17 protein-coding genes are annotated in these 18727 nt (G+C 44.6%); 13 read left to right on the plus strand and 4 right to left on the minus strand.

The genetic code is table 11. From position 1 onward, the window contains the following. Positions 1–35: 35 nt before the first annotated feature. Both KAI37_RS01635 and KAI37_RS01640 read left to right on the plus strand, forming a co-directional pair. Positions 36–920, plus strand: coding sequence for a carbohydrate ABC transporter permease (locus KAI37_RS01635; protein WP_071639192.1), 885 nt, complete (start codon positions 36–38; stop codon positions 918–920). A gap of 18 nt (positions 921–938) precedes the next feature. Continuing rightward, positions 939–1793, plus strand: a complete 855-nt coding sequence (locus KAI37_RS01640; protein WP_071639196.1) for a carbohydrate ABC transporter permease — start codon at positions 939–941, stop codon at positions 1791–1793. Between the two features lie 93 nt (positions 1794–1886). Here the strand turns inward: KAI37_RS01640 and KAI37_RS01645 are convergent, their stop codons facing one another. Then, positions 1887–2564, minus strand: a complete 678-nt coding sequence (locus KAI37_RS01645) for an RNA polymerase sigma factor (RefSeq protein WP_345945616.1) — start codon at positions 2562–2564, stop codon at positions 1887–1889. Between the two features lie 127 nt (positions 2565–2691). Between KAI37_RS01645 and KAI37_RS01650 the strand changes: the two genes are divergently transcribed. The 11 genes from KAI37_RS01650 to KAI37_RS01700 all read left to right on the plus strand — a co-directional run bounded on the left by KAI37_RS01650 (position 2692) and on the right by KAI37_RS01700 (position 16286). Further along, positions 2692–4434 (plus strand): ABC transporter ATP-binding protein, encoded by a 1743-nt coding sequence (locus tag KAI37_RS01650; RefSeq protein ID WP_220030603.1) that lies wholly within the window; start codon positions 2692–2694, stop codon positions 4432–4434. 104 nt (positions 4435–4538) lie between these two features. Next, entirely contained in the window at positions 4539–4724 is a 186-nt protein-coding gene (locus KAI37_RS01655; RefSeq protein ID WP_071559456.1) for a CLI_3235 family bacteriocin precursor, read from the plus strand. Between the two features lie 71 nt (positions 4725–4795). Next, entirely contained in the window at positions 4796–6250 is a 1455-nt protein-coding gene (gene ccpM / locus KAI37_RS01660; RefSeq protein ID WP_256703340.1) for a Cys-rich peptide radical SAM maturase CcpM, read from the plus strand. An 11-nt stretch (positions 6251–6261) separates the two neighbouring features. Continuing rightward, positions 6262–7386: a TIGR04066 family peptide maturation system protein gene (locus KAI37_RS01665; RefSeq protein WP_220030604.1), complete on the plus strand. Its 1125-nt coding sequence runs from the start codon at positions 6262–6264 to the stop codon at positions 7384–7386. Positions 7387–7399: 13 nt separating this feature from the next. Continuing rightward, a complete protein-coding gene (locus KAI37_RS01670) occupies positions 7400–7675 on the plus strand; it encodes a peptide maturation system acyl carrier-related protein (RefSeq protein WP_220030605.1) in 276 nt (91 codons plus the stop codon). Between the two features lie 123 nt (positions 7676–7798). Continuing rightward, complete coding sequence (locus tag KAI37_RS01675) at positions 7799–8581, plus strand: muscle M-line assembly protein unc-89 Uncoordinated protein 89 (protein ID WP_076293867.1); 783 nt, start codon at positions 7799–7801, stop codon at positions 8579–8581. A 150-nt stretch (positions 8582–8731) separates the two neighbouring features. Further along, positions 8732–10318, plus strand: a complete 1587-nt coding sequence (locus tag KAI37_RS01680; RefSeq protein WP_220030606.1) for a S8 family serine peptidase — start codon at positions 8732–8734, stop codon at positions 10316–10318. Positions 10319–10534: 216 nt separating this feature from the next. After that, a complete protein-coding gene (gene arfA, locus KAI37_RS01685) occupies positions 10535–12049 on the plus strand; it encodes an arabinosylfuranosidase ArfA (protein ID WP_025723872.1) in 1515 nt (504 codons plus the stop codon). A 420-nt stretch (positions 12050–12469) separates the two neighbouring features. Next, entirely contained in the window at positions 12470–14365 is a 1896-nt protein-coding gene (locus KAI37_RS01690) for an HSP90 family protein (protein WP_071639206.1), read from the plus strand. A 24-nt stretch (positions 14366–14389) separates the two neighbouring features. Next, positions 14390–15451 (plus strand): hypothetical protein, encoded by a 1062-nt coding sequence (locus KAI37_RS01695; protein WP_071639208.1) that lies wholly within the window; start codon positions 14390–14392, stop codon positions 15449–15451. Between the two features lie 88 nt (positions 15452–15539). Then, positions 15540–16286 (plus strand): glycerophosphodiester phosphodiesterase, encoded by a 747-nt coding sequence (locus KAI37_RS01700; RefSeq protein ID WP_069080765.1) that lies wholly within the window; start codon positions 15540–15542, stop codon positions 16284–16286. Positions 16287–16453: 167 nt separating this feature from the next. Here the strand turns inward: KAI37_RS01700 and KAI37_RS01705 are convergent, their stop codons facing one another. From KAI37_RS01705 to KAI37_RS01715, 3 genes are all read right to left on the minus strand, one after another. Further along, positions 16454–17281, minus strand: a complete 828-nt coding sequence (locus KAI37_RS01705; protein ID WP_220030607.1) for a class I SAM-dependent methyltransferase — start codon at positions 17279–17281, stop codon at positions 16454–16456. Between the two features lie 144 nt (positions 17282–17425). Further along, the gene (galU, locus tag KAI37_RS01710) at positions 17426–18307 is read right to left on the minus strand and encodes a UTP--glucose-1-phosphate uridylyltransferase GalU (RefSeq protein ID WP_071559450.1); all 882 of its coding nucleotides are present in this window, start codon (positions 18305–18307) and stop codon (positions 17426–17428) included. Further along, a complete protein-coding gene (locus KAI37_RS01715; RefSeq protein WP_220026757.1) occupies positions 18304–18726 on the minus strand; it encodes a GtrA family protein in 423 nt (140 codons plus the stop codon). Before KAI37_RS01715 ends, galU begins: the two co-directional genes overlap by 4 nt. Between the last annotated feature and the right edge of the window lies 1 nt (position 18727).

An 18727-nucleotide genomic window follows, 5' to 3' on the forward strand; every position in this document is an offset into this window, starting at 1 on the left:
GATCCATATCCGTCATTGTCAAAGGGAGTGAAGGCATGAAAGGAAGCTCGCAGAAGCTTGCGCCATACTTGTTTATCGGTCCCTCCATCATCCTGTTGACGCTGTTTTCGCTGTTGCCGATTCTACTGGCGCTCGTAATCAGCTTCACGGATATGGATCTGTCAGGACTTGTTAATTATGATAGTATTCGCTTTATAGGTCTGGAAAATTATACAAACGTACTATTGGACCCTTCCTTTATAAAGTCCCTTGGTAATACCCTGTTCTTCGTCATCATCGGTGTTCCGTTGGTGCTGATATTTTCGCTTAGCATCGCGATTCTGATTAACATGGGTAAATCACGTGCTTTCAAAGTATTCCGCGTTGTGTTCTATCTACCGTCCGTAACGAATGTGGTTGCAGTCGCAGTCGTTTGGAGCTACCTGTATAATCCGACGCTTGGATTATTCAACTATGTACTTGGTATGATGAATTTAGGTCCCGTCCCATGGCTGACCGATCCAACAGTAGCGAAAGTTTCGTTGATTGTGTTAGCAGTTTGGCGGGGCATCGGCTTAAACATGATTATTTTTATTGCGGCTATTAAAGGGATTCCGGGTTCTTATTATGAAGCGGCTCAGCTTGACGGTGCCAATACATGGCAGCAAATTCGTTATATTACGCTTCCGCAGCTTCGTTACGCTATTTTCTTCGTGTCCATCACGACGATGATCGGCTGGCTGCAATTTTTCGAGGAACCGTTTGTCATGACCAAAGGGAAGCCGCTCGACGGCACGCTGACGGCATCCCTGTTCATTTACAATAACGGCTTCCAATTTAGTAAATTCGGGTATGCCGCGGCGGGATCGTTCATTCTGTTCTTCGCGATCATCGCGGTGACGCTGATTCAGTTCCGTTTGCAAAATAAAGCGGAGTCCTGATAGAGAGAGGTGATGAACGTGAAAACAGCTGTTCAGCAAGCCCGCGCCAATACGCGCAGTGGTGAAAAAACATTTCAATGGTTCGTGGCGATTCTCCTGACCGTGGGAGGTCTGTTGATGGTGCTGCCTTTTGCGTGGATGATATTATCCTCCTTTAAGACAGAGGGTGAGGTAACCAAAATTCCTCCGACCATCTGGCCGCAGCATTTTACACTGGATAATTTTAAATTACTATTCGATAGCATGGCTTTTGGAACCTATCTGACGAATACGCTGATCATTGTTTTAGCTTCCTTCTTCGGATTATTCCTCAATGCCATGGCGGGTTATGGCTTTGCCAAATTTCAATTTAAAGGCAAAGGGTTTCTATTCTACCTGGTACTGGCAACGATGATGATTCCAGGTCAAGTGACGATGATTCCCGTCTACTTGATCCTGAACCAAATGGGATTGACCAATTCCATGCTGGGGATTGTCCTTCCTGGATTGGTAGGCGCGTTCGCGATCTTCCTGTTCCGGCAGTTTATGTCCGATATCCCGGAAGAATTGCTGGAGGCGACACGTCTCGATGGAGCAGGGGAGTTCCGTACTTTTCTGCAAATCGTATTGCCTATCTCGACACCAATTCTGGCAGTACAGGCCATTTTAACCTTTATCGGTGGATGGAATAGCTTCTTGTGGCCGCTCATTATTGCGAACGATGAGAAGCTGTACACCTTGTCCGTCGGGTTGTCACTGCTCAAGGGGCAGAACGAAAGTCAATTTGCCCTTCAAATGGCAGGCTCGACCTTCATGGTCGTTCCAATCATGATTATTTTCATTATTTTCCAAAAGTATATTATCGAGAATTATACAATTTCGGGGATTAAATAGTAGTGTAGTGTGAATACAAGTCATAGTCACAAGAACGAACAGCGGAGCTTCTCTTTGGGAGGGGCTCCGCCTTTTTGCTTTACAGGGACATATTTATATATGAGTTAGACAATATTGATGGGACAATGTACGAAGTTTCCTTTTCAGTCTGTAGATTCGAGTCGTTGTAGCCGTAACCGAAATATTATATTTGGTAGCGAGCAAGGGCACTGCCAGTTGTCGACAAAAGTAGTCCTGATAGAGCGTATATTCATTTTTTGAAAGCTGCATCAGTATGTTAACAATAACCGTATCCACATCTCCCAGCCTTCGATTCTCCCACTCCTCATCTACCGAATTTGAGAAACCACATATCTTCTCACAATCAAACGTAGTTTCATGCTTTTTTTGTGTATAGTAGCACCTAAATGATTTATATATGAGATTTTTAGCCGTAAGATATAGCCAACCCTTCACATTGGGGTGATGTTTGAGCTTGACCAATTGCTGTCTTGCCGCTACAAAAGTATCTTGTGTACATTCTTCTGCCATAAATTTAAAGCAAGACTGATTCTTGATTAAATGCATACAGAAACGATATACCTCGCTCAGATAAAGTTCACAAATTTTTCTGTAAAAGCATCTGGAACTACCTCTGCATTGATCCTCTTTGCAACAGTCGATAACCATCGTAGTCGGCATTTGTTCAAGCCCCCTTTGGACGGATAAAAAAATAAATGATTTTTGTATGTTCCAATCATATACATTAATTCCAATTTTCAAGAATGACATAAATCATATTTAATCTCGTAAATGTGGAATTACTAGAACAGTTAAAAGATATTTTAAGGTGATTTTGATTCTGATACGGAATTAGTTAATAGGGGGAGAGGGTGCATCTGGTGAAAGGGGGAAAAGGATGAAAGAATCCATAGTATATAAACGTTTGGCAGCAACATTTAGACCTTATCTGAAGACGGTCACTATCATTTTGATATGTCTCATCCTATCAGCGGGCTTGAATATATTACTGCCTTTAACAAGCAAGATTATTGTGGACCAAGGTCTTCTGAAAGGGAATATGCAGGCTGTAATCCTGTACACATCTGCTGCGTTTTTAATCGTTTGCTTGGACAAGCTGTTGAATGTGTGTAAAGAAATCTTTCGGGCAGGCTTAAGCGCACAGGTTACCTTTTCATTATTTGAAAAGGCGTATCTGCATCTGACAAGAGTACGAATGAGCTATTTTAACCGAACCAATGAAGCGGAGCTACTGAACCAAATTGGCACGGATGTAGGCAATGTATCGAGGATCACAGATAGTGGAGTATTTTTTGTCATTATGCAGGCGTTCAGCATGATTGGTGGTATATGTGGTTTGCTGCTCATTAACTGGAAAATGACTGTAATCGTGCTGTGCTTTTTACCCATCAAATATGTTGTGGTGAAGTATTTTGTGAAGCGTAGAAAAAAACTAGTGGGGAATTTAATTGAAGGCAGTAGTGATTTTGCTCAGTGGTTTGGGGAATCTGTCGGGGGCATGAAGGAGCAACGGATGTTTGGTCTTATTCCACATAAGCATCAGCAGTTCTCATCCAAGCAGCGTCGAATTGTAGAATCAGAACGGAAATTATCACTTCTGGACGCCTGGAATATCGCTTCGGAATCTATTTTAATTCAGCTTCTAATGATGCTTTTGTACGTTGTGGGTGCTAATCTTATCTTTCGTTTACAGCTTACTGTAGGTGGGATTTTTGCCTTTGTTTCTTACAGTGCTTATGTTACCACTCCTGTATTCGCTATTCTAAACATTGGCTACATGCTGGCTGAAGTCGTTCCCTCCGCCATTCGATATTATCAGTTCTTGGATTGGGCAGAGGAAGAAACATCTAATTCAGTCACTCCAGCGTCTATAGTAACTGAGCCGCCATTCGAAGATCACATTGCATTTCATAATGTTTCATTTTCCTATACCAAGGATGAACCCGTACTGCCCCACGTGAGCTTTAGGATTGCCCGAGGGGAAAAAGTAGCTATCATTGGAGCAAATGGGGCAGGGAAGTCTACGTTGCTGGATCTGATTATGAGATTCAGCCAGCCTGATCAAGGGATAATCACTTATGACGGCATTGACATCCAAAGCTATGAAATAGATGAGTATCGAAGTCAAATAGCTTTGGTCAGTCAGCAGGTGTATTTATTTGATACTACTATTTTTGGTAATATCCGCATAGGCACAGAAGTCACTAATGATGCAATAGAGGCCATTATCGCGGAGGTTGGTCTGGAAGAATTGGTTCAGAACTCGGCAGATGACTTCCCCATAGGCTCGAACGGCTCCATGTTGTCGGGTGGGCAAAGACAGAAAATTGCTATGGCCCGGGCATTGATCAGGGAAGCGCCATTGTTTATTCTCGACGAGGTGACCTCCAATCTAGACACAGCAGCTAGGCTAAATGTTCAGCAATTGTTGAAGACCCGGTTGCGTGACAAGACCGTAATCATCGTTACACATCGCAGCGAGATATTAGCGCATGTCGATAGAGTTATTTTGTTGGAGAACGGCGAACCAGCCCAAATAGGATCACACTCCCATTTTATGACCTGTCATGCAGAATACAGAGGATGGGTATTAGGGGAAGAAGAGGTCTCCATAAAATGATGAAAAAAACAAACGCTTTCATAGAGTGATTTAACACCATGTACGGAATTAGTATAGGTGAACACCTTTTTAAATCATATCATGAATGGGAGGAGTAGTTTAACATGCGTAAGCTTGTGAAAAGAAGCACGAATGTAGGCGACACGATTGAGGCATTTGGCTGTGGTTGTTCCTGTTATTGTCCTTGCTCCTGTTATTGCGCAGGCAGTTTGACTCGAAGCTCCAATACTCAGCGTGAAAGTGACGGTTCTTATCGCAGAGATAACGGAACTGGAATTGGTAATTATTAAGCTTGTATCTGTATGGAGGAGCCTGGGCATTCCAGGCTTCTGTCCACATCAAAACAGAGTAGGTGTGAATCATGAACATGTGCCAACCCTTTATATACACATTTCAGACGAGACTCCACCATTATGTATATGATGTAAATACCAATTTAATTTTGAGGATTAAAGAGGAGGCTTACCATTTCCTGAATTCGCATTCCAGCTTCGACCTGGATCAGATGGAGGCTACACCGGAATTGCAGCAGTATATCCGTGACTTGTTGGATAACGGATTTTTATCTTCACAGCGTCCGCAGATTATGAATCATCCCAAAACAAAGCACTTGGAACATATGCTTCAGCATCAGCTGAAGACCCTCACCTTACAGGTAACTCAAAATTGCAATCTTAGATGCTCTTACTGCGTTTATTCAGGAGGATATGACAATCGAGGTCATACCAGTCTGATGATGGATTTTGAGACAGCCCGCAAGTGTATCGATTTTGTCATTGATAGGTCAGTAGACAGTGACCGTTTGGATTTTGGTTTTTATGGGGGAGAGCCGCTTATTAATTTTCCGTTGGTCAAGAAGTGTGTGGAATATATCAAGGAGCAGGTAGCGTATAGAGATGTAGGCTTTCATTTGACGACCAATGGTACGCTGCTTAATGACGATATTCTGGACTTTCTGGATGAACATCGTTTTGTGCTTACGATCAGTCTGGACGGAGATCAAGAGAATCATGACAGAAACAGACGATTTGCTGTTAACGGGCGGGGCTCCTTCGATACGATTATTGCCAATGTGGATAAAATTAAGAGAAATTACCCAGACCTCTTTGAATGGATTAATTTTAATGTGGTGTTGGATACCCGTAATGATTTTGGTTGTATCAATGATTTTTATACGAATTATGAAACCTTCGAAAGTCTGTACAGTGTAAGGTCGTCCTACATTAACGATGCTTATGTGAAGGATGAAATTTTGTACAGAAATGAATTTATTGAGCAGAGAGGCTATGAGGTAGTTAAAATGATGCTTTCCAAGTTTGGAAGAGTAGATGAAAATCATGTCTCCAAGCTGATTAAGGACTATTATATTCAGATGTATTTCCGAATGTTTCATTATAGAAAGCCTTCTGCGGGGATGCCGATAGAAGCGCATCATGGCGGACCCTGTGTGCCTGGTGTACAGCGATTGTTTGCGGATGTGCATGGAAATCTGTATCCATGTGAACGGGTCAGTGAGCAGTCGGAGGTGGTGCAGATTGGAAAGGTGGACACAGGCTTTGAAGTGGATAAAATCAGCCAGATTTTGAATGTAGGGACAATCACGGAGGATGCATGTAAAAACTGTTGGAATTTCCGCTTTTGTACGCTGTGTGTTGCTGTAGCAGATGATTTGCATACCTTGTCCAAAGAAAAGAAGCTGAGTCATTGTTCGGTAGTCAAAAATGATATTAGGCATACCTTACTTGATTATTGCATGATGAATGAGCTGGGCTATGATTTCTCCGAGGATACGATTCTCGATTTTGAAAAAGCATGAGGGGTGTCTCCATGACCAATAAATTAATCATTTTTCCGTTTGATTATGAAACGATAGCCCTGGTTAGGAACTTAAATCTATTAGGAAGTTATGAGGAAGTTGTACTTATCTCTTTTCAAGGGTCGGGGTTGATCGGGAAAGATGCCTGTGTAACGGACAAGGGGGAAGCGACAGGCTTCATAGTGAAGCCGGAGTCTTGTTTGGAGCAAGAAATGGAGCGTTGTGATGCTATATTACTGGTGAAATCCAATTTCAAGCTGGATGTAGCTGAGGTGTATCTTCCCGTGATCAAGAAGGCTGGACAACTTGGCAAAAAAGTCATGTGTAATTTCACTTTGCCAGACTCATGTATGGAATTCATCGAACCCTGTGAGGAGCAAGATGACAAGCTGATTTTAAAAAATACATTTGATGTACGCACGAAAGATATTTTACCGCCTGACCCGGGCTCTGTTATTCATGATTTTTTTACACCGGTTCTATTTGTATTAGGGCTGAACGAGCGAACGCATAAGCTTAATTTGCAGCTTAACCTTCGGCAGAAGCTTGAAGCACAAGGATATCGGGTGTCGCAAATCACATCTAATGGATGCGGGGAGCTGATTGGTGCACATTCTTTTCCACAGTTTATGTTTGAGAGCGGTATGACGGAAACCCAGAAGATTATCATGTTTAATCGGTATTTGAAAAAAATAGAGCAGAGCGAAAAGCCTGATCTAATACTCGTAGGCATTCCAGGTGGGATTGTTCCCTTTAACAATACGTTCACGAATTATTTTGGAGTAACCTCATTTTTGGTATCCCGCGCTGTTAGGCCGGATGGACTAATCTGTTGTCTTCACTATGATGAATACAATATAAAATATTTGGAGCATGTGAAACAGTACATGGAAAACCGTTTTTCCTCTTCATTATTAGGATATGCCATATGTAACAATGTATTCGATAGTTACTCTTCTTCCACAGTCAATATGCAATATGCATCTGTTGATCATCGTTTCGTGGAAGAGAAAAAGCAGGAGCTTTCCAATTATTCCGTGCCTGTACTCCATCTGTCCAACGATGAAGATATGAATAGGCTGACGAAGGATATTTTACATTATTTTTCGGTTGATCATCACGTAGTTCAGTTGTAATGGAGGGAAGAACATGAACTTTACTCAGGATGTAAAGGGAACAGGAATGAAACTGGAAAATATATTTTGGAAGCTTTTTAAAATAAAAGCGGGTGAGATAAATAAAGAGGCTACATTACTGGGTCCTGATATGGGGTTGTTCCCCAGAGATCTGGTATATCTATTATTTGAAGTGGAAAAAAGCTTTGCTATCCTAATTCCAGAAGAGCGTATAGTGGGAGGGGGGTTGCTTACATATAACAGCTTGTATGAGACGATAAAGGACTGCTTAAGTGTGGAAAAGGAATGAAGGATTTGTGAAAATGATGATAAAACATACAAAAACATACAAAAAAATCCGATAAACCTCTAGAATCACTTATTTCAGGATTTTGGAAAAATCCTCATTTAAAAGAGAATTGGAGGTTTTAGGATGAATGTATCATTTACATCATCTCACCAATCGCCGTTCCGCACCGCAGATCACAACCGACTTGAACTACGGCACCCCCTTTCCGCTCAGGCTGAAAGGAAGAGTATAGGCAAGCCACAAAACAAGGTTATTGAACAATTGACAGAGCAAAAGCAAAGTTTGATGGAGAGGCGTTCGGACTATTTAAGTAATGCTCTCAAGCGTGGTCTCGGTCCGGAAGCTGTAAAAGCTGAAATGGAAGAGATAGATAAGCAGATTCAGCAAATTGACGAGAACATTCAAAAGCAGTCACTGGAAGAGCAAAAAAAGGCTTTAGGCATGGATGAGGAAAGTAAAAAAGAAGCTCAGAAAGGCAAAAAGGAAGAATATACGCCTAAGACTGCTGAGGAGCAGCAGCAAAGATTGATCACCTATACAATGCATAGTATTGTATCTGCAAACAATGAGTTGAAGAGTGCCAAAATAGCCAAAACGGCACAAATCACGTTGGGAAGCGAGGCTAAGGGATGGGAAAACGCTAACCCTGCAAAATCAGCGGCTTTGCGTGAAAAGGCAGAGGGACTTAATGGAAAGATCATGGAAATCGCTGCGAATATTAATGAGCGTATCAGCGAAGCAGTGAATAACGAACCGATGGTTACAGATCGGGTTGAACCTAAGGATGAGCAGGAGTCGAATGCAGAGGCAGATAGGGTGTGGACTGAACAAGAGCTCAATGCCTATCTGGACTCGGCTAAAGACGGGGCGAAGACTGCAGGCACGAAGGTAAATATTGCAGTCTGATCCGGCTATCATGTACATGGTTCGCTAAATTAGGAGGGTGCTTTCAGACGAACGCTATCGTTCGCAGAGGCACCCTCCGCTTACTCTAATATGGAACGGAACAGAGCCGTGAGATTCATTTCACAATCCGAAGAGACAGGGGGAGAAAAAATGAATGGCAAGATCCATGTAGCCATTATTGACGACGGGGTTAATGCTGGCTTTTTAAACACCCAATTATTATATAACGTCGAAATAGCTCATGGAGACGTAGAAGATGGACGCACCTTAAATCACGGTACGCTATGTGCAGCTATTGTACAAACGTATTTTCCAGATGCGATCATCAGCAGTGTAAAAACAATGAACCATAGAAAAGGAAATGCAGCTCAGCTTTGTGCTGCGCTGGATTGGTGTGTAAAGCATGGTGTACAGGTAGCCAATATCAGCCTGGGAAGTATAAATTATCGAGATCGAGGCATACTGCGGGAAGCTGTAAATAATGCAGCTATGGCGGGATTAATTATGGTATGTGCAGCACAAAACGGAGGACTTCTTACTTATCCGGCTTCCTTTGCCAATGTGATTGGTGTGCGCTGCGATCATAGCGGTATACTCACAGCAGGACAATATACATATGATGCTGAGAAAGCATTCTCAAGTGGTATCGATTTTACCGCTTTTGCCAAGCATGAACTGGTAGGTGCAGCTGGAGAGGCTGTACAATGTCCCAACAGCAATAGCTATGCCACTCCATTGATTACAGCACACATATGTAAAGTTTTGCAGCAGTCCAAGCCTGTTCCTTCCATAGAACAGCTAAAACATATTTTACATAAGTATAGTTATCTTCCGGTACAGGATACCATAATCCCCGTAATGCGTTACGGACATCCGGATTGGATACGGCGCGCCTATGTGTTTATAGAGGATTGTGCAATTAGCTCGAAAGCACCCTATTATTTTCAGACCCAATGGAAAGCTCAACTCTCTGGCGACAAAATTGTTGCGATCTTCGAACAAGCCATCCTGCAGGAGCGAGAACAACAGGACACAGCGCTCGAAGGTGGACAACGGGTATACGACCTTACAGATACGATTGTCTTGCTAGGGGAAATGGAGCCAGTGAGTTTGCAGGAAGTGGAGCAATTGGCTTCACGTTATGGAAAACATGTCGTCTATATCTCTAAAAATCAACGATACATCCCCGCACTGAATTTCTCATCTTGCTATTTGCGCTGGTGGCAGCAAGAGGGGGGGCTCTTTATGTCGCAGGAGGAGGCTATCGCAATAGAGGATTCTCGCATTCCGCTTATTTGTATTTATTATGACAAGGGCATTGACATTATTTATTTTTTGCATGAGTTGAGAGGGGGATTTGCCCGGGATGGATACCAAAGCTGGATCGCGGTGGACCAGTCCTCGGCAGTGTTGCATGATATGGAGTATACGCTCTCTTCGGATGCAAGCATTGGATTACAGGAACTGTTATATAATGCGGGTACAATGGCATATAACGCTTATACGGATATTGCTATTTTGTGTGTAGAGGCTACGAATATTACGCATTGCACCAAAGAACGAGTTTTATTAGACGTTGATATTGAGCTTTCTTTACTGTTGAAAGCGGAAACTGAACGCATTTATATATCTATACGGACAGAGCAGGGCTATTTGAAAGAATGGGTCCTCTCGAATTTAAACGTGGGCGATATAGGTTGTATTTATACATATTTAGAACAACTGTTGGTAGACTGATATTCACTCAATAAGTTTGTTTATAAAACGAAATATTTTGAAGTACGTAACCAATTGCTTATCGTTTACGATTAATGTTAATAAATATGTTAAGTATTTAATAATAATGTTGACTATAATAAATATGGTGTGTTATATTAAAACCGTAAATAAAACGGCTTCTTAGTCTTGGTGGTACAACGGATTTTATTTTCGCATTCAGAGAGGATGGTTTAGGTGGCAGCAGCTGTAAAAGCAAAGATGATTGTAGACAAATCTTTTCGTATTGCTGAAGTCGATAAACGCATTTATGGCTCTTTTGTAGAGCATCTCGGGCGTGCCGTATATGGCGGCATTTACGAGCCTACTCATTCAACTAGTGATGAAAGCGGTTTCCGAAATGATGTTAAAGAGTTGGTAAAACAGCTTGATGTTCCTATTATACGCTATCCGGGAGGTAACTTTGTATCCGGTTACAATTGGGAGGACGGTGTCGGCCCTGTCGCGTCCAGACCTAGACAGTTGGAGCTGGCGTGGAGAACGGTCGAGCCGAACGAAGTGGGTACGAATGAATTTTTCAAGTGGGCCAAGGATGTAGGTTCCGAAGTCATGATGGCGGTTAATTTGGGTACGCGCGGAATTGATGCTGCGCGTAATCTGGTGGAATATTGCAACCACACAGGTGGCTCCTATTGGAGTGATCTACGTCGTAGTCACGGTGTAGAGCAACCACATAAGATTAAAACCTGGTGTCTTGGTAACGAGATGGATGGCCCATGGCAAATTGGTCACAAGACAGCAGAAGAATATGGCCGTCTGGCTGTTGAATCTGCAAAAGCCATGAAGCTGATTGATCCTGACATTGAGCTTGTATCCTGTGGAAGCTCCAGTTCCACAATGCCGACGTTCCCAGAATGGGAAGCAACCACGCTGGATCATACCTATGAAGTAGCGGACTATATTTCCTTGCACCAATACTACGGCAATCATGACAATGATACGGCTAATTATCTGGCACGTTCTATGGATATGGATCATTTTATTCATACGGTCATTTCGACTTGTGACTATATCAAAGCAAAGAAACGCAGCAAGAAAAAAATGATGCTCAGCTTTGACGAATGGAACGTATGGTACCACTCCAATGATGCGGACAAAAAAATTGATCCATGGTCTGTGGCACCACCGCAGCTTGAGGACATCTATAACTTTGAGGATGCATTGTTGGTAGGCAGCATGTTGATTACGTTCCTGCGCCACGCGGATCGTGTGAAAATGGCTTGCCTTGCCCAACTGGTCAACGTTATTGCGCCAATCATGACCGAGAATAACGGAAAGGCGTGGAAACAAACGATTTTCTATCCGTATCTGCATGCCTCCCGTTATGGTCGTGGGGTATCGCTGATGCCTGTCGTGGATTCGGAAAAATATGATTCCAAGGACTTCACAGACATCCCTTATCTGGACAGCGCTGTAGTTTATGATGAAGAGGGAGACGCACTGACTGTCTTTGCAGTGAACCGTCATTTGTCTGAATCGCTGGAGTTGACAGTAGATGTACGCAGTTTTGAAGGCTACCGCATTGTCGAGCATACTGTATTGGAGCATGATGATCTTAAAGCGACCAACAGTCCAGCCGGTGAAAAAGTTACTCCTCACAACGGCGGCAACGCCAAGCTTGAAGACGGAATTGTAAAAGCTCATTTGGGCAAAGCATCGTGGAACGTTATCCGTCTCGCTAAGTCTCATTAATTCTCTTCTGTAAAAGGTAGAGCTTCGACTGTATCTAAATAAGCTCGCATTCTCTCTTGTAAGAGTATTACAAGAGCGGCAATGCGAGCTTTTTGCGTAAAATGAGCCATTTGTCCCTCCATAGATATAGGGTTCTAAGAGAAGGGTGGATTTTAAATAAATATTATGTTTATTACTAAATTTAACTAAACAAAGATGATCCTTATTCACTAATTGCTCATACTCTCTACATTTTTATGAAGTTAATTAGACCCAGTGCCAGACTTCCTAGGTGAAAAAAGACCCTGTTATATCGTTGTCAACGTATTGATATCTGAAATGCAGGGTGTGCAATCCGACTTAAATCCACGTTATACTTTAAAAGACAGTCTATTTAAAACCAGATGATGGTTGTAGCATTTCGAGAAAGGAATGATCTGTATGAGTCAGACAGACCAATATCGTTTTCAAGTGAACTTGGGCGGTATGATTGATATTTTGGCCAATCATTTATATAGCAGTCCACGAGTGTTTATACGTGAGGTTTTGCAAAATGCAACAGATGCGATCACGGCTCGCAAGGAGCTGCGGAAGGTTGCTGCTGAAAGTAAAGTATTGAAAGAAGACAAGGCCCTTGGAGATACAGCTTCTGAGAGTAACGACTATGAAGGTAAAGTCATCGTGGAGTTATCTGGTTCTGGGGAGCATCAGGTATTGATGATTCAGGATAACGGCATTGGATTGTCAGAAGAAGACATTCACCGTTTTTTGTCGATTATCGGTCAGTCTTCCAAGAAGGGAGCCGATTTGCTGGCTTCTGAGACTTCGTTTATCGGACGCTTTGGGATTGGGTTACTATCCTGCTTTATGGTGAGCGATGAAATTGTAGTGTTGACCCGCTCGGTGAAGGAGGGCATCTCCATGGAATGGAGAGGGAAGCCGGATGGGACGTATACGATTCGTCGCTTGGAGACCGAGCTGCCTGTAGGGACGCAAATTTATTTGCGCTGCAAGCCGGGAAGTGAGTTTTATTATGAGCCAGCGCACGTAGAGGAGTCTTTAATCTATTATGGGGCGTTGCTGCCGTACCCGGTCATGCTGTCTGTAGACGGGGAGACCAAGCGCGTCAATCTTCCATCGACGAGCTGGATGCAGGACCCAGAACAATTGCGTAGTCGCCGTAGTGAGGTGCTGGATTTAGGCTATCGCCTGATGGGTGAGCGCTTCAGTGATTTTATACCGTTGCGGACGGCATCAGGCAGAACAGGCGGGATTGCATTCATTTTGCCTCGCAGTGTTAATCTGAACAGCAAGCGGCTACATCGGGTGTACCTGAAGCATATGCTGGTGTCGGACAAGGCGGAAAATGTTTTGCCAGAATGGGCATTCTTCATTAAAAGCCTGATTTGGACAGATGAATTGCAACCAACAGCATCACGTGAGTATTTTTATGAAAATGAGCAACTTGACGATGTTCGTTCTGAACTGGGGACCTGTATTCGGGAAGAACTGCTACGCATGGCGCAGTATGAGCCAGACCGCTTGCAGCACTGGATTCGTTTGCATGAGCTGTCCATGAAGGCGCTCGCCGTGGAGGATGATGAATTTTTGCGGATAATGTACCGTTGGTTTTCCTTCGAAAGTACGTTTGGGCGGCGTGAGCTGAAAGAACTGATCCGAGAGGCGGACGGACGTCCGTTGCATTACACATCGACAGTAGATGAGTATCGTCAGATTACGCATGTGGCGGCGGCGCAATCCATGTTGGTGATCAATGGCGGCTATATTTATGATTCAGACATTTTGGAAAAGCTGCCTTGGATTGACTCTAACCTGCAAACAGAGCGTCTTAGCCCTGAGGAAGTATCTCTTTCATTTACCGGGCTAACACAGGAAGAGCGCGAGAATTATTACGGTGTGCTACGTGTCATGGATGCTGCTTTGCAGCCGATGCGTTGCCGCGCTGAGTTGAAGCGTTTTGAGCCTGCGAGTTTGCCAGTGTTGTATACCATTTCTCAGGATGCACTGACCTTGCGCTCCATGGAAAACACGGTTGAGGAGACAACCTCACTTTTTTCCAATGTGCTTGATAGTCTGAAAGCAGGAGTCCAGCAGAATTCGGGTTATTCCACCTTATACTTTAATCTGAACAACCCAGTGGTGGCGCGAATTCTTGAAGCTACCGATACGCAGATGGTCGCGGCTGCTACAGAAATGATGTATGTGAATGCGCTTATGATGGGGCACTACCCGATGAACCGCAGTGAGTTGGGACTGATGAATCGGAGTGTACTGCATTTTATCAATTGGGGATTAGGGAACGGACAAAATTCGTAATTGCGTAATTATAGGGGGATCCAAATGGAAGATACGATATATGATTTGATGGAGCAGGCGCAGGATCTGCCAGGAGGGGCGGCAAAGCTGGCGCTTCTGGAAGAAGCAGTCCGCTTGGCAGACACTTCCGGATTGAAGGCACTCGCTTATGAAATCCGGGGAGAGATTGTAGACTGCGCTATTTTTAACGGATATCCATTGAAGTCGCTGATTGCTTTTTCGTGGCAGTTGGGCCAATTTGATCAAAATCCAGAGGAGTACGATCCGTTTGAGTTGTTGTGGAATTACAAATGGATACTCGGGAAGGTGTGCAGCTTTTCCAATATATCGAAGACTCAAATAGAAGATCTGGTGGAGGATATGCGCAGACGTTATGCCGAATACGGGTATAATGAGCGTCCATATTACTATTATAAGTTCCGCATCGCGATGGACATGGGTGAACTGGATGAAGCACGGCGGTATCTGGACACCTTCCGCTTGATTGAGTCGGACAGTATGAGTGATTGTGAAGCCTGCGAGCAGAGCCAGATGGTACGGTTCTATTACTTGACTGGAGAAGACGAGCAGGCGCTTGCCGTGGCAAAACCGATTTTGTCGGGTCGCATGAAATGTGCAGAAGTACCACATGTGACGCTCTCGCAGGTGCTATTGCCGCTTTATCGTCAAGGCGAGGTTGATCAGGCAAAGGACAATCATCGCAAAGGATACCGCCTAATTCGGGATGACCGCGACTTTCTGAAAACGATAGCGGAGCATATCGAATATTTGGCGATTGCTGATCCGGTTCAAGGAATCGAAGTAGTAGAGCGTCATCTACATATGGCGCTAGACTATGAGAGCGGGCTGGAGCAGATGTATTTTTACGCGACGATGGTGAGTCTGCTACAAAAGTTGGATACTTCGGGAGAAAAACGATTGATCCGGTTGCCGGCTTCTTTGGAATGGGGTAAAGAGGATCGCACATTGACCGAAATCATTGCGTATTTTAGGCCACTGGCAGAGTCAGCGGCGGCTGATTTTGACCGACGGAACGGGAATACGTTTTATTCCGATTGGCTCGGGAAAATTGTTCAAACGGCATAGAAGAAGTGGTAGCTGTGAAGAATATTTTATACAGCCCAAACAATGAGCAGGTATAATGTTCCTGTGAAATGACAGGAGGGGTTATGTTGTGACTGTAACCGAAAAGGTGATTAATTTCGCACACCGCGGAGCTTCAGGTGTATGTCCTGAGAATACGATGGCGGCATTCCGCCACGCCTTGGAACTGGGAGCAACAGGTATAGAAACGGATGTGCAGCGTACCCAAGATGGGCACCTGGTGCTGATTCACGATGAGTCGCTGGAGCGTACGACAGGTTGCTCACTGGATGTAAGGGATATTACGCTTGAGGAATTAAATAAACTGGATGCGGGCGGTTGGTTTGATGAGAAATTCCGAGGTGAGCGGGTCCCGATGCTGGATGAGCTACTTGAACTAGCCCAGTCCTCGAATACAATTATTAATTTAGAGTTGAAAAACAGCATTTATCTCTATCCGGGTATGGAGGAAGAGGTCATTGCTGCCGTGAAGCGTTTTGGGTTGGAACAGCGGGTAATCATATCCAGCTTCAATCACGAATCGCTGGCGCTGTGTGCGCAGCTTGCTCCTGAAATCAAGACGGGGGCGCTGTATATCGAAATTATGGTTCGTCCATCCGAGTATGCAACCCAATTCGGAGTAACAGCACTCCATGCCTACAAACAAGTTGTTACGCCAGAAGCTGTATCAGAGGCTTTGGCATTAGGCGTCGTCTACCACCCATGGACGGTGAATGAGCCAGAAGAAATGAAGCGTCTGCTGGAGGCCGGGGTGAACGGCATCATCACGGACTATCCTGATCGGTTGGCGCACTTATTGGCTGTTCGCTCTTCCTAAGTCGAAGACACATCGGAACTGTGACTAAGGGGTTGCAAGGATATGACTGTGGCTATTTATTGAAGCAAAAAGGCTCTCCTGTACGCACTCGTTTTTACGAGGCGAGGGAGAGTCTTTTTTTGCCCTAAGCCGAAGAGCGTATCATCCACGATGACCTTGATTCCTTTCTACTTGATGCCGAGCCGCATACGATAGCTGAACAGGATGTCTAGTGTTCTGCCCTGAAAATGATTCTCTACCAGCTTCACGAAGCGGGTTATATCGATGTCAAGCGCTCGATTGCCAAGTTTGAAGAGACTTTGAATACCCCCTTGGCTGAGAGCGAGCCCTGTATAACGAGCTGCGTCACACTGCTCACGGTTATGGAAGACAATTTCCCGGGCATATCGGAATTGTCCGCTGCGGTGCAGATTAGCTAAATGCTGATCCTTGCTCCATTTATGAGCTTGTTGCTCTACTGGAGCTTCCTGTTCCAAAAGGGTATCCGCTTTGGTGATAAGCTCTGTATAAGCTTGCTCTATCTGCCATTGCAGCACCGGAGGCCAGTCACAGTCAAAGGCCGCGAACACGCCGCCCTGAGCCAAGACCCTGCCCGCTTCCTGAAGCGTGCTCTCGGGGTCCATCCAGTGAAAGGATTGAGAGCAGGTGATGACGTCTACAGTTCCGTCCTCAAAGGGCAGGTTGTTGGAGAACCCGCTTTTGAAGGAAATGGTTCCTGCCATTGTCGTTCCTGCTGTCTCCAGCTTGTGCTGCGCTTTTCCTCTCATGTCCGGGTTAGGCTCGATACCGACGATTTGCCGAGCAGCGTTTTCCCATATGAAAGTTGAAAGTCCTGTACCGCAGCCAATATCGGCAACTAGCTCTACGTTTCGCTCCAGATAGCGGCTGATGATTTCCACGACGAGTGACGGTGCTTCTGGGCGGTGCTGATCGTAGTTGTCGGCAAAACCGTTGAAACGATCCACATTACTTTGCAGATTTCCTTCAGGTATCATAGGTCCTTTTCCTCCTTAGTATCGACCGGGCGGCCGTGTAGACTCAAATGCTGCTGTACTCCTATATTGTACAATTTTACATGTTCATCCATCTACTCTCGTGATTTCACAGCACCCGTCGGATTTCGGAGGGAGGAAATCCCCCTATTTTATCATTGAAGCAAGCGCCCACTCGCGCATCATGGAGTCAAGCATTGGACGCAAATCTTCGCGTTGCATACCCATGTGGAGCACGGCTTCCAGATATCCAGCTTTATCTCCAATATCATAACGTGTGCCTTCCAGTTCTAATGCGAGCAGTTGGTTCTGCAATGCTACTTGATGAAGAGCATCCGTCAATTGGTATTCACCGCCCGCTCCAGTGGACAGGTTTTCCAATATGGAGAAAATGGAAGGCTCCAATACATACCGACCAATGACTGCCTGCCGCGAAGGGGCATCTGCCGGAGATGGTTTTTCAACAAGTCCGCCGACTTCGTGAATGAGACCGTTCTGGTGAGTGGAGTCAATAATACCGTATTTACTCACATCTTGTTCTTCCACTGTGCGCACGCCGACGACTTGCTTGCCAGTCGCTTCGTAAACATCCATCATTTGACGAATCGCCGGGATGGAGGAATTCATAATATCATCGCCCAGCAACACGGCAAAGGGCTCATCGCCAATGAACTGACGAGCGCAGCTTACCGCGTGTCCCAAGCCGAGGGGTTCTTTTTGACGGATATAGTGAATGACTGCTTTGCCCCCAATGCTTTGAACTTCACGTAGGAGATCGTATTTACCTTTGCTCTCCAGTACCTGCTCCAACTCCACAGACTTGTCAAAATGATCCTCGATGGCTTTTTTATTACGCCCCGTTACGATAATGATGCTCTCAATTCCGGACTTGATGGCTTCTTCTACGATATATTGAATAGCTGGCTTGTCTACGATTGGAAGCATCTCTTTCGGTAAAGCTTTCGTAGCTGGTAGAAAACGGGTTCCTAATCCGGCGGCTGGAATAACAGCTTTTGTAATTTTTCTCATAGAAACTCACTTTCCTTTCGGGATGGGGAACCGAATACCCAGTATCGGCTCCCGATATAATTGATGATCATTCCGGCTGCGGTCGCGATCAGCTTGCCTAAAGCAAGTGGCAACTCGGTTCCAGTGTGAAGCACTTGCAGTAATAAGGAGGTTATCCCTAATACGATGAGGTTGATGATGATGAATTTGGGTAATTGACGCTTGTTTGTGTCGTTTGATAGTTGTTTGTTGAATGTCCATTTGCTGTTCAAAATATAACTGTTGGCTGTGCCGCAGCTGTACGAAATGATCTGCGCTACAATGACCGGCACTCCGCCCCAAGCCAGCAGCATAAAAATGATATAATCTACCCCTGTATTCACCAGACCTACGATGCCAAATCGGATCATAGGAAGCAGCTGGGCCATGCGACTTTTCATG

Origin of the sequence: Paenibacillus sp. S25 (assembly GCF_019454085.1) — a bacterium.
In the GTDB taxonomy this organism is placed as follows: domain Bacteria; phylum Bacillota; class Bacilli; order Paenibacillales; family Paenibacillaceae; genus Paenibacillus; species Paenibacillus polymyxa_B.

Excerpts from the sequence above, each read along its gene's own strand:
- ccpM (WP_256703340.1), top strand. The coding sequence starts at position 4,796 with ATGAACATGTGCCAACCCTTTATATACACATTTCAGACGAGACTCCAC.
- KAI37_RS01635 (WP_071639192.1), top strand. The coding sequence starts at position 36 with ATGAAAGGAAGCTCGCAGAAGCTTGCGCCATACTTGTTTATCGGTCCC.
- KAI37_RS01645 (WP_345945616.1), bottom strand. The coding sequence starts at position 2,564 with ATGTCATTCTTGAAAATTGGAATTAATGTATATGATTGGAACATACAA.
- KAI37_RS01665 (WP_220030604.1), top strand. The coding sequence starts at position 6,262 with ATGACCAATAAATTAATCATTTTTCCGTTTGATTATGAAACGATAGCC.
- KAI37_RS01655 (WP_071559456.1), top strand. The coding sequence starts at position 4,539 with ATGCGTAAGCTTGTGAAAAGAAGCACGAATGTAGGCGACACGATTGAG.
- KAI37_RS01680 (WP_220030606.1), top strand. The coding sequence starts at position 8,732 with ATGAATGGCAAGATCCATGTAGCCATTATTGACGACGGGGTTAATGCT.
- KAI37_RS01705 (WP_220030607.1), bottom strand. The coding sequence starts at position 17,281 with ATGATACCTGAAGGAAATCTGCAAAGTAATGTGGATCGTTTCAACGGT.
- KAI37_RS01715 (WP_220026757.1), bottom strand. The coding sequence starts at position 18,726 with ATGAAAAGTCGCATGGCCCAGCTGCTTCCTATGATCCGATTTGGCATC.
- KAI37_RS01695 (WP_071639208.1), top strand. The coding sequence starts at position 14,390 with ATGGAAGATACGATATATGATTTGATGGAGCAGGCGCAGGATCTGCCA.
- KAI37_RS01670 (WP_220030605.1), top strand. The coding sequence starts at position 7,400 with ATGAACTTTACTCAGGATGTAAAGGGAACAGGAATGAAACTGGAAAAT.
- KAI37_RS01675 (WP_076293867.1), top strand. The coding sequence starts at position 7,799 with ATGAATGTATCATTTACATCATCTCACCAATCGCCGTTCCGCACCGCA.
- KAI37_RS01690 (WP_071639206.1), top strand. The coding sequence starts at position 12,470 with ATGAGTCAGACAGACCAATATCGTTTTCAAGTGAACTTGGGCGGTATG.
- galU (WP_071559450.1), bottom strand. The coding sequence starts at position 18,307 with ATGAGAAAAATTACAAAAGCTGTTATTCCAGCCGCCGGATTAGGAACC.
- KAI37_RS01650 (WP_220030603.1), top strand. The coding sequence starts at position 2,692 with ATGAAAGAATCCATAGTATATAAACGTTTGGCAGCAACATTTAGACCT.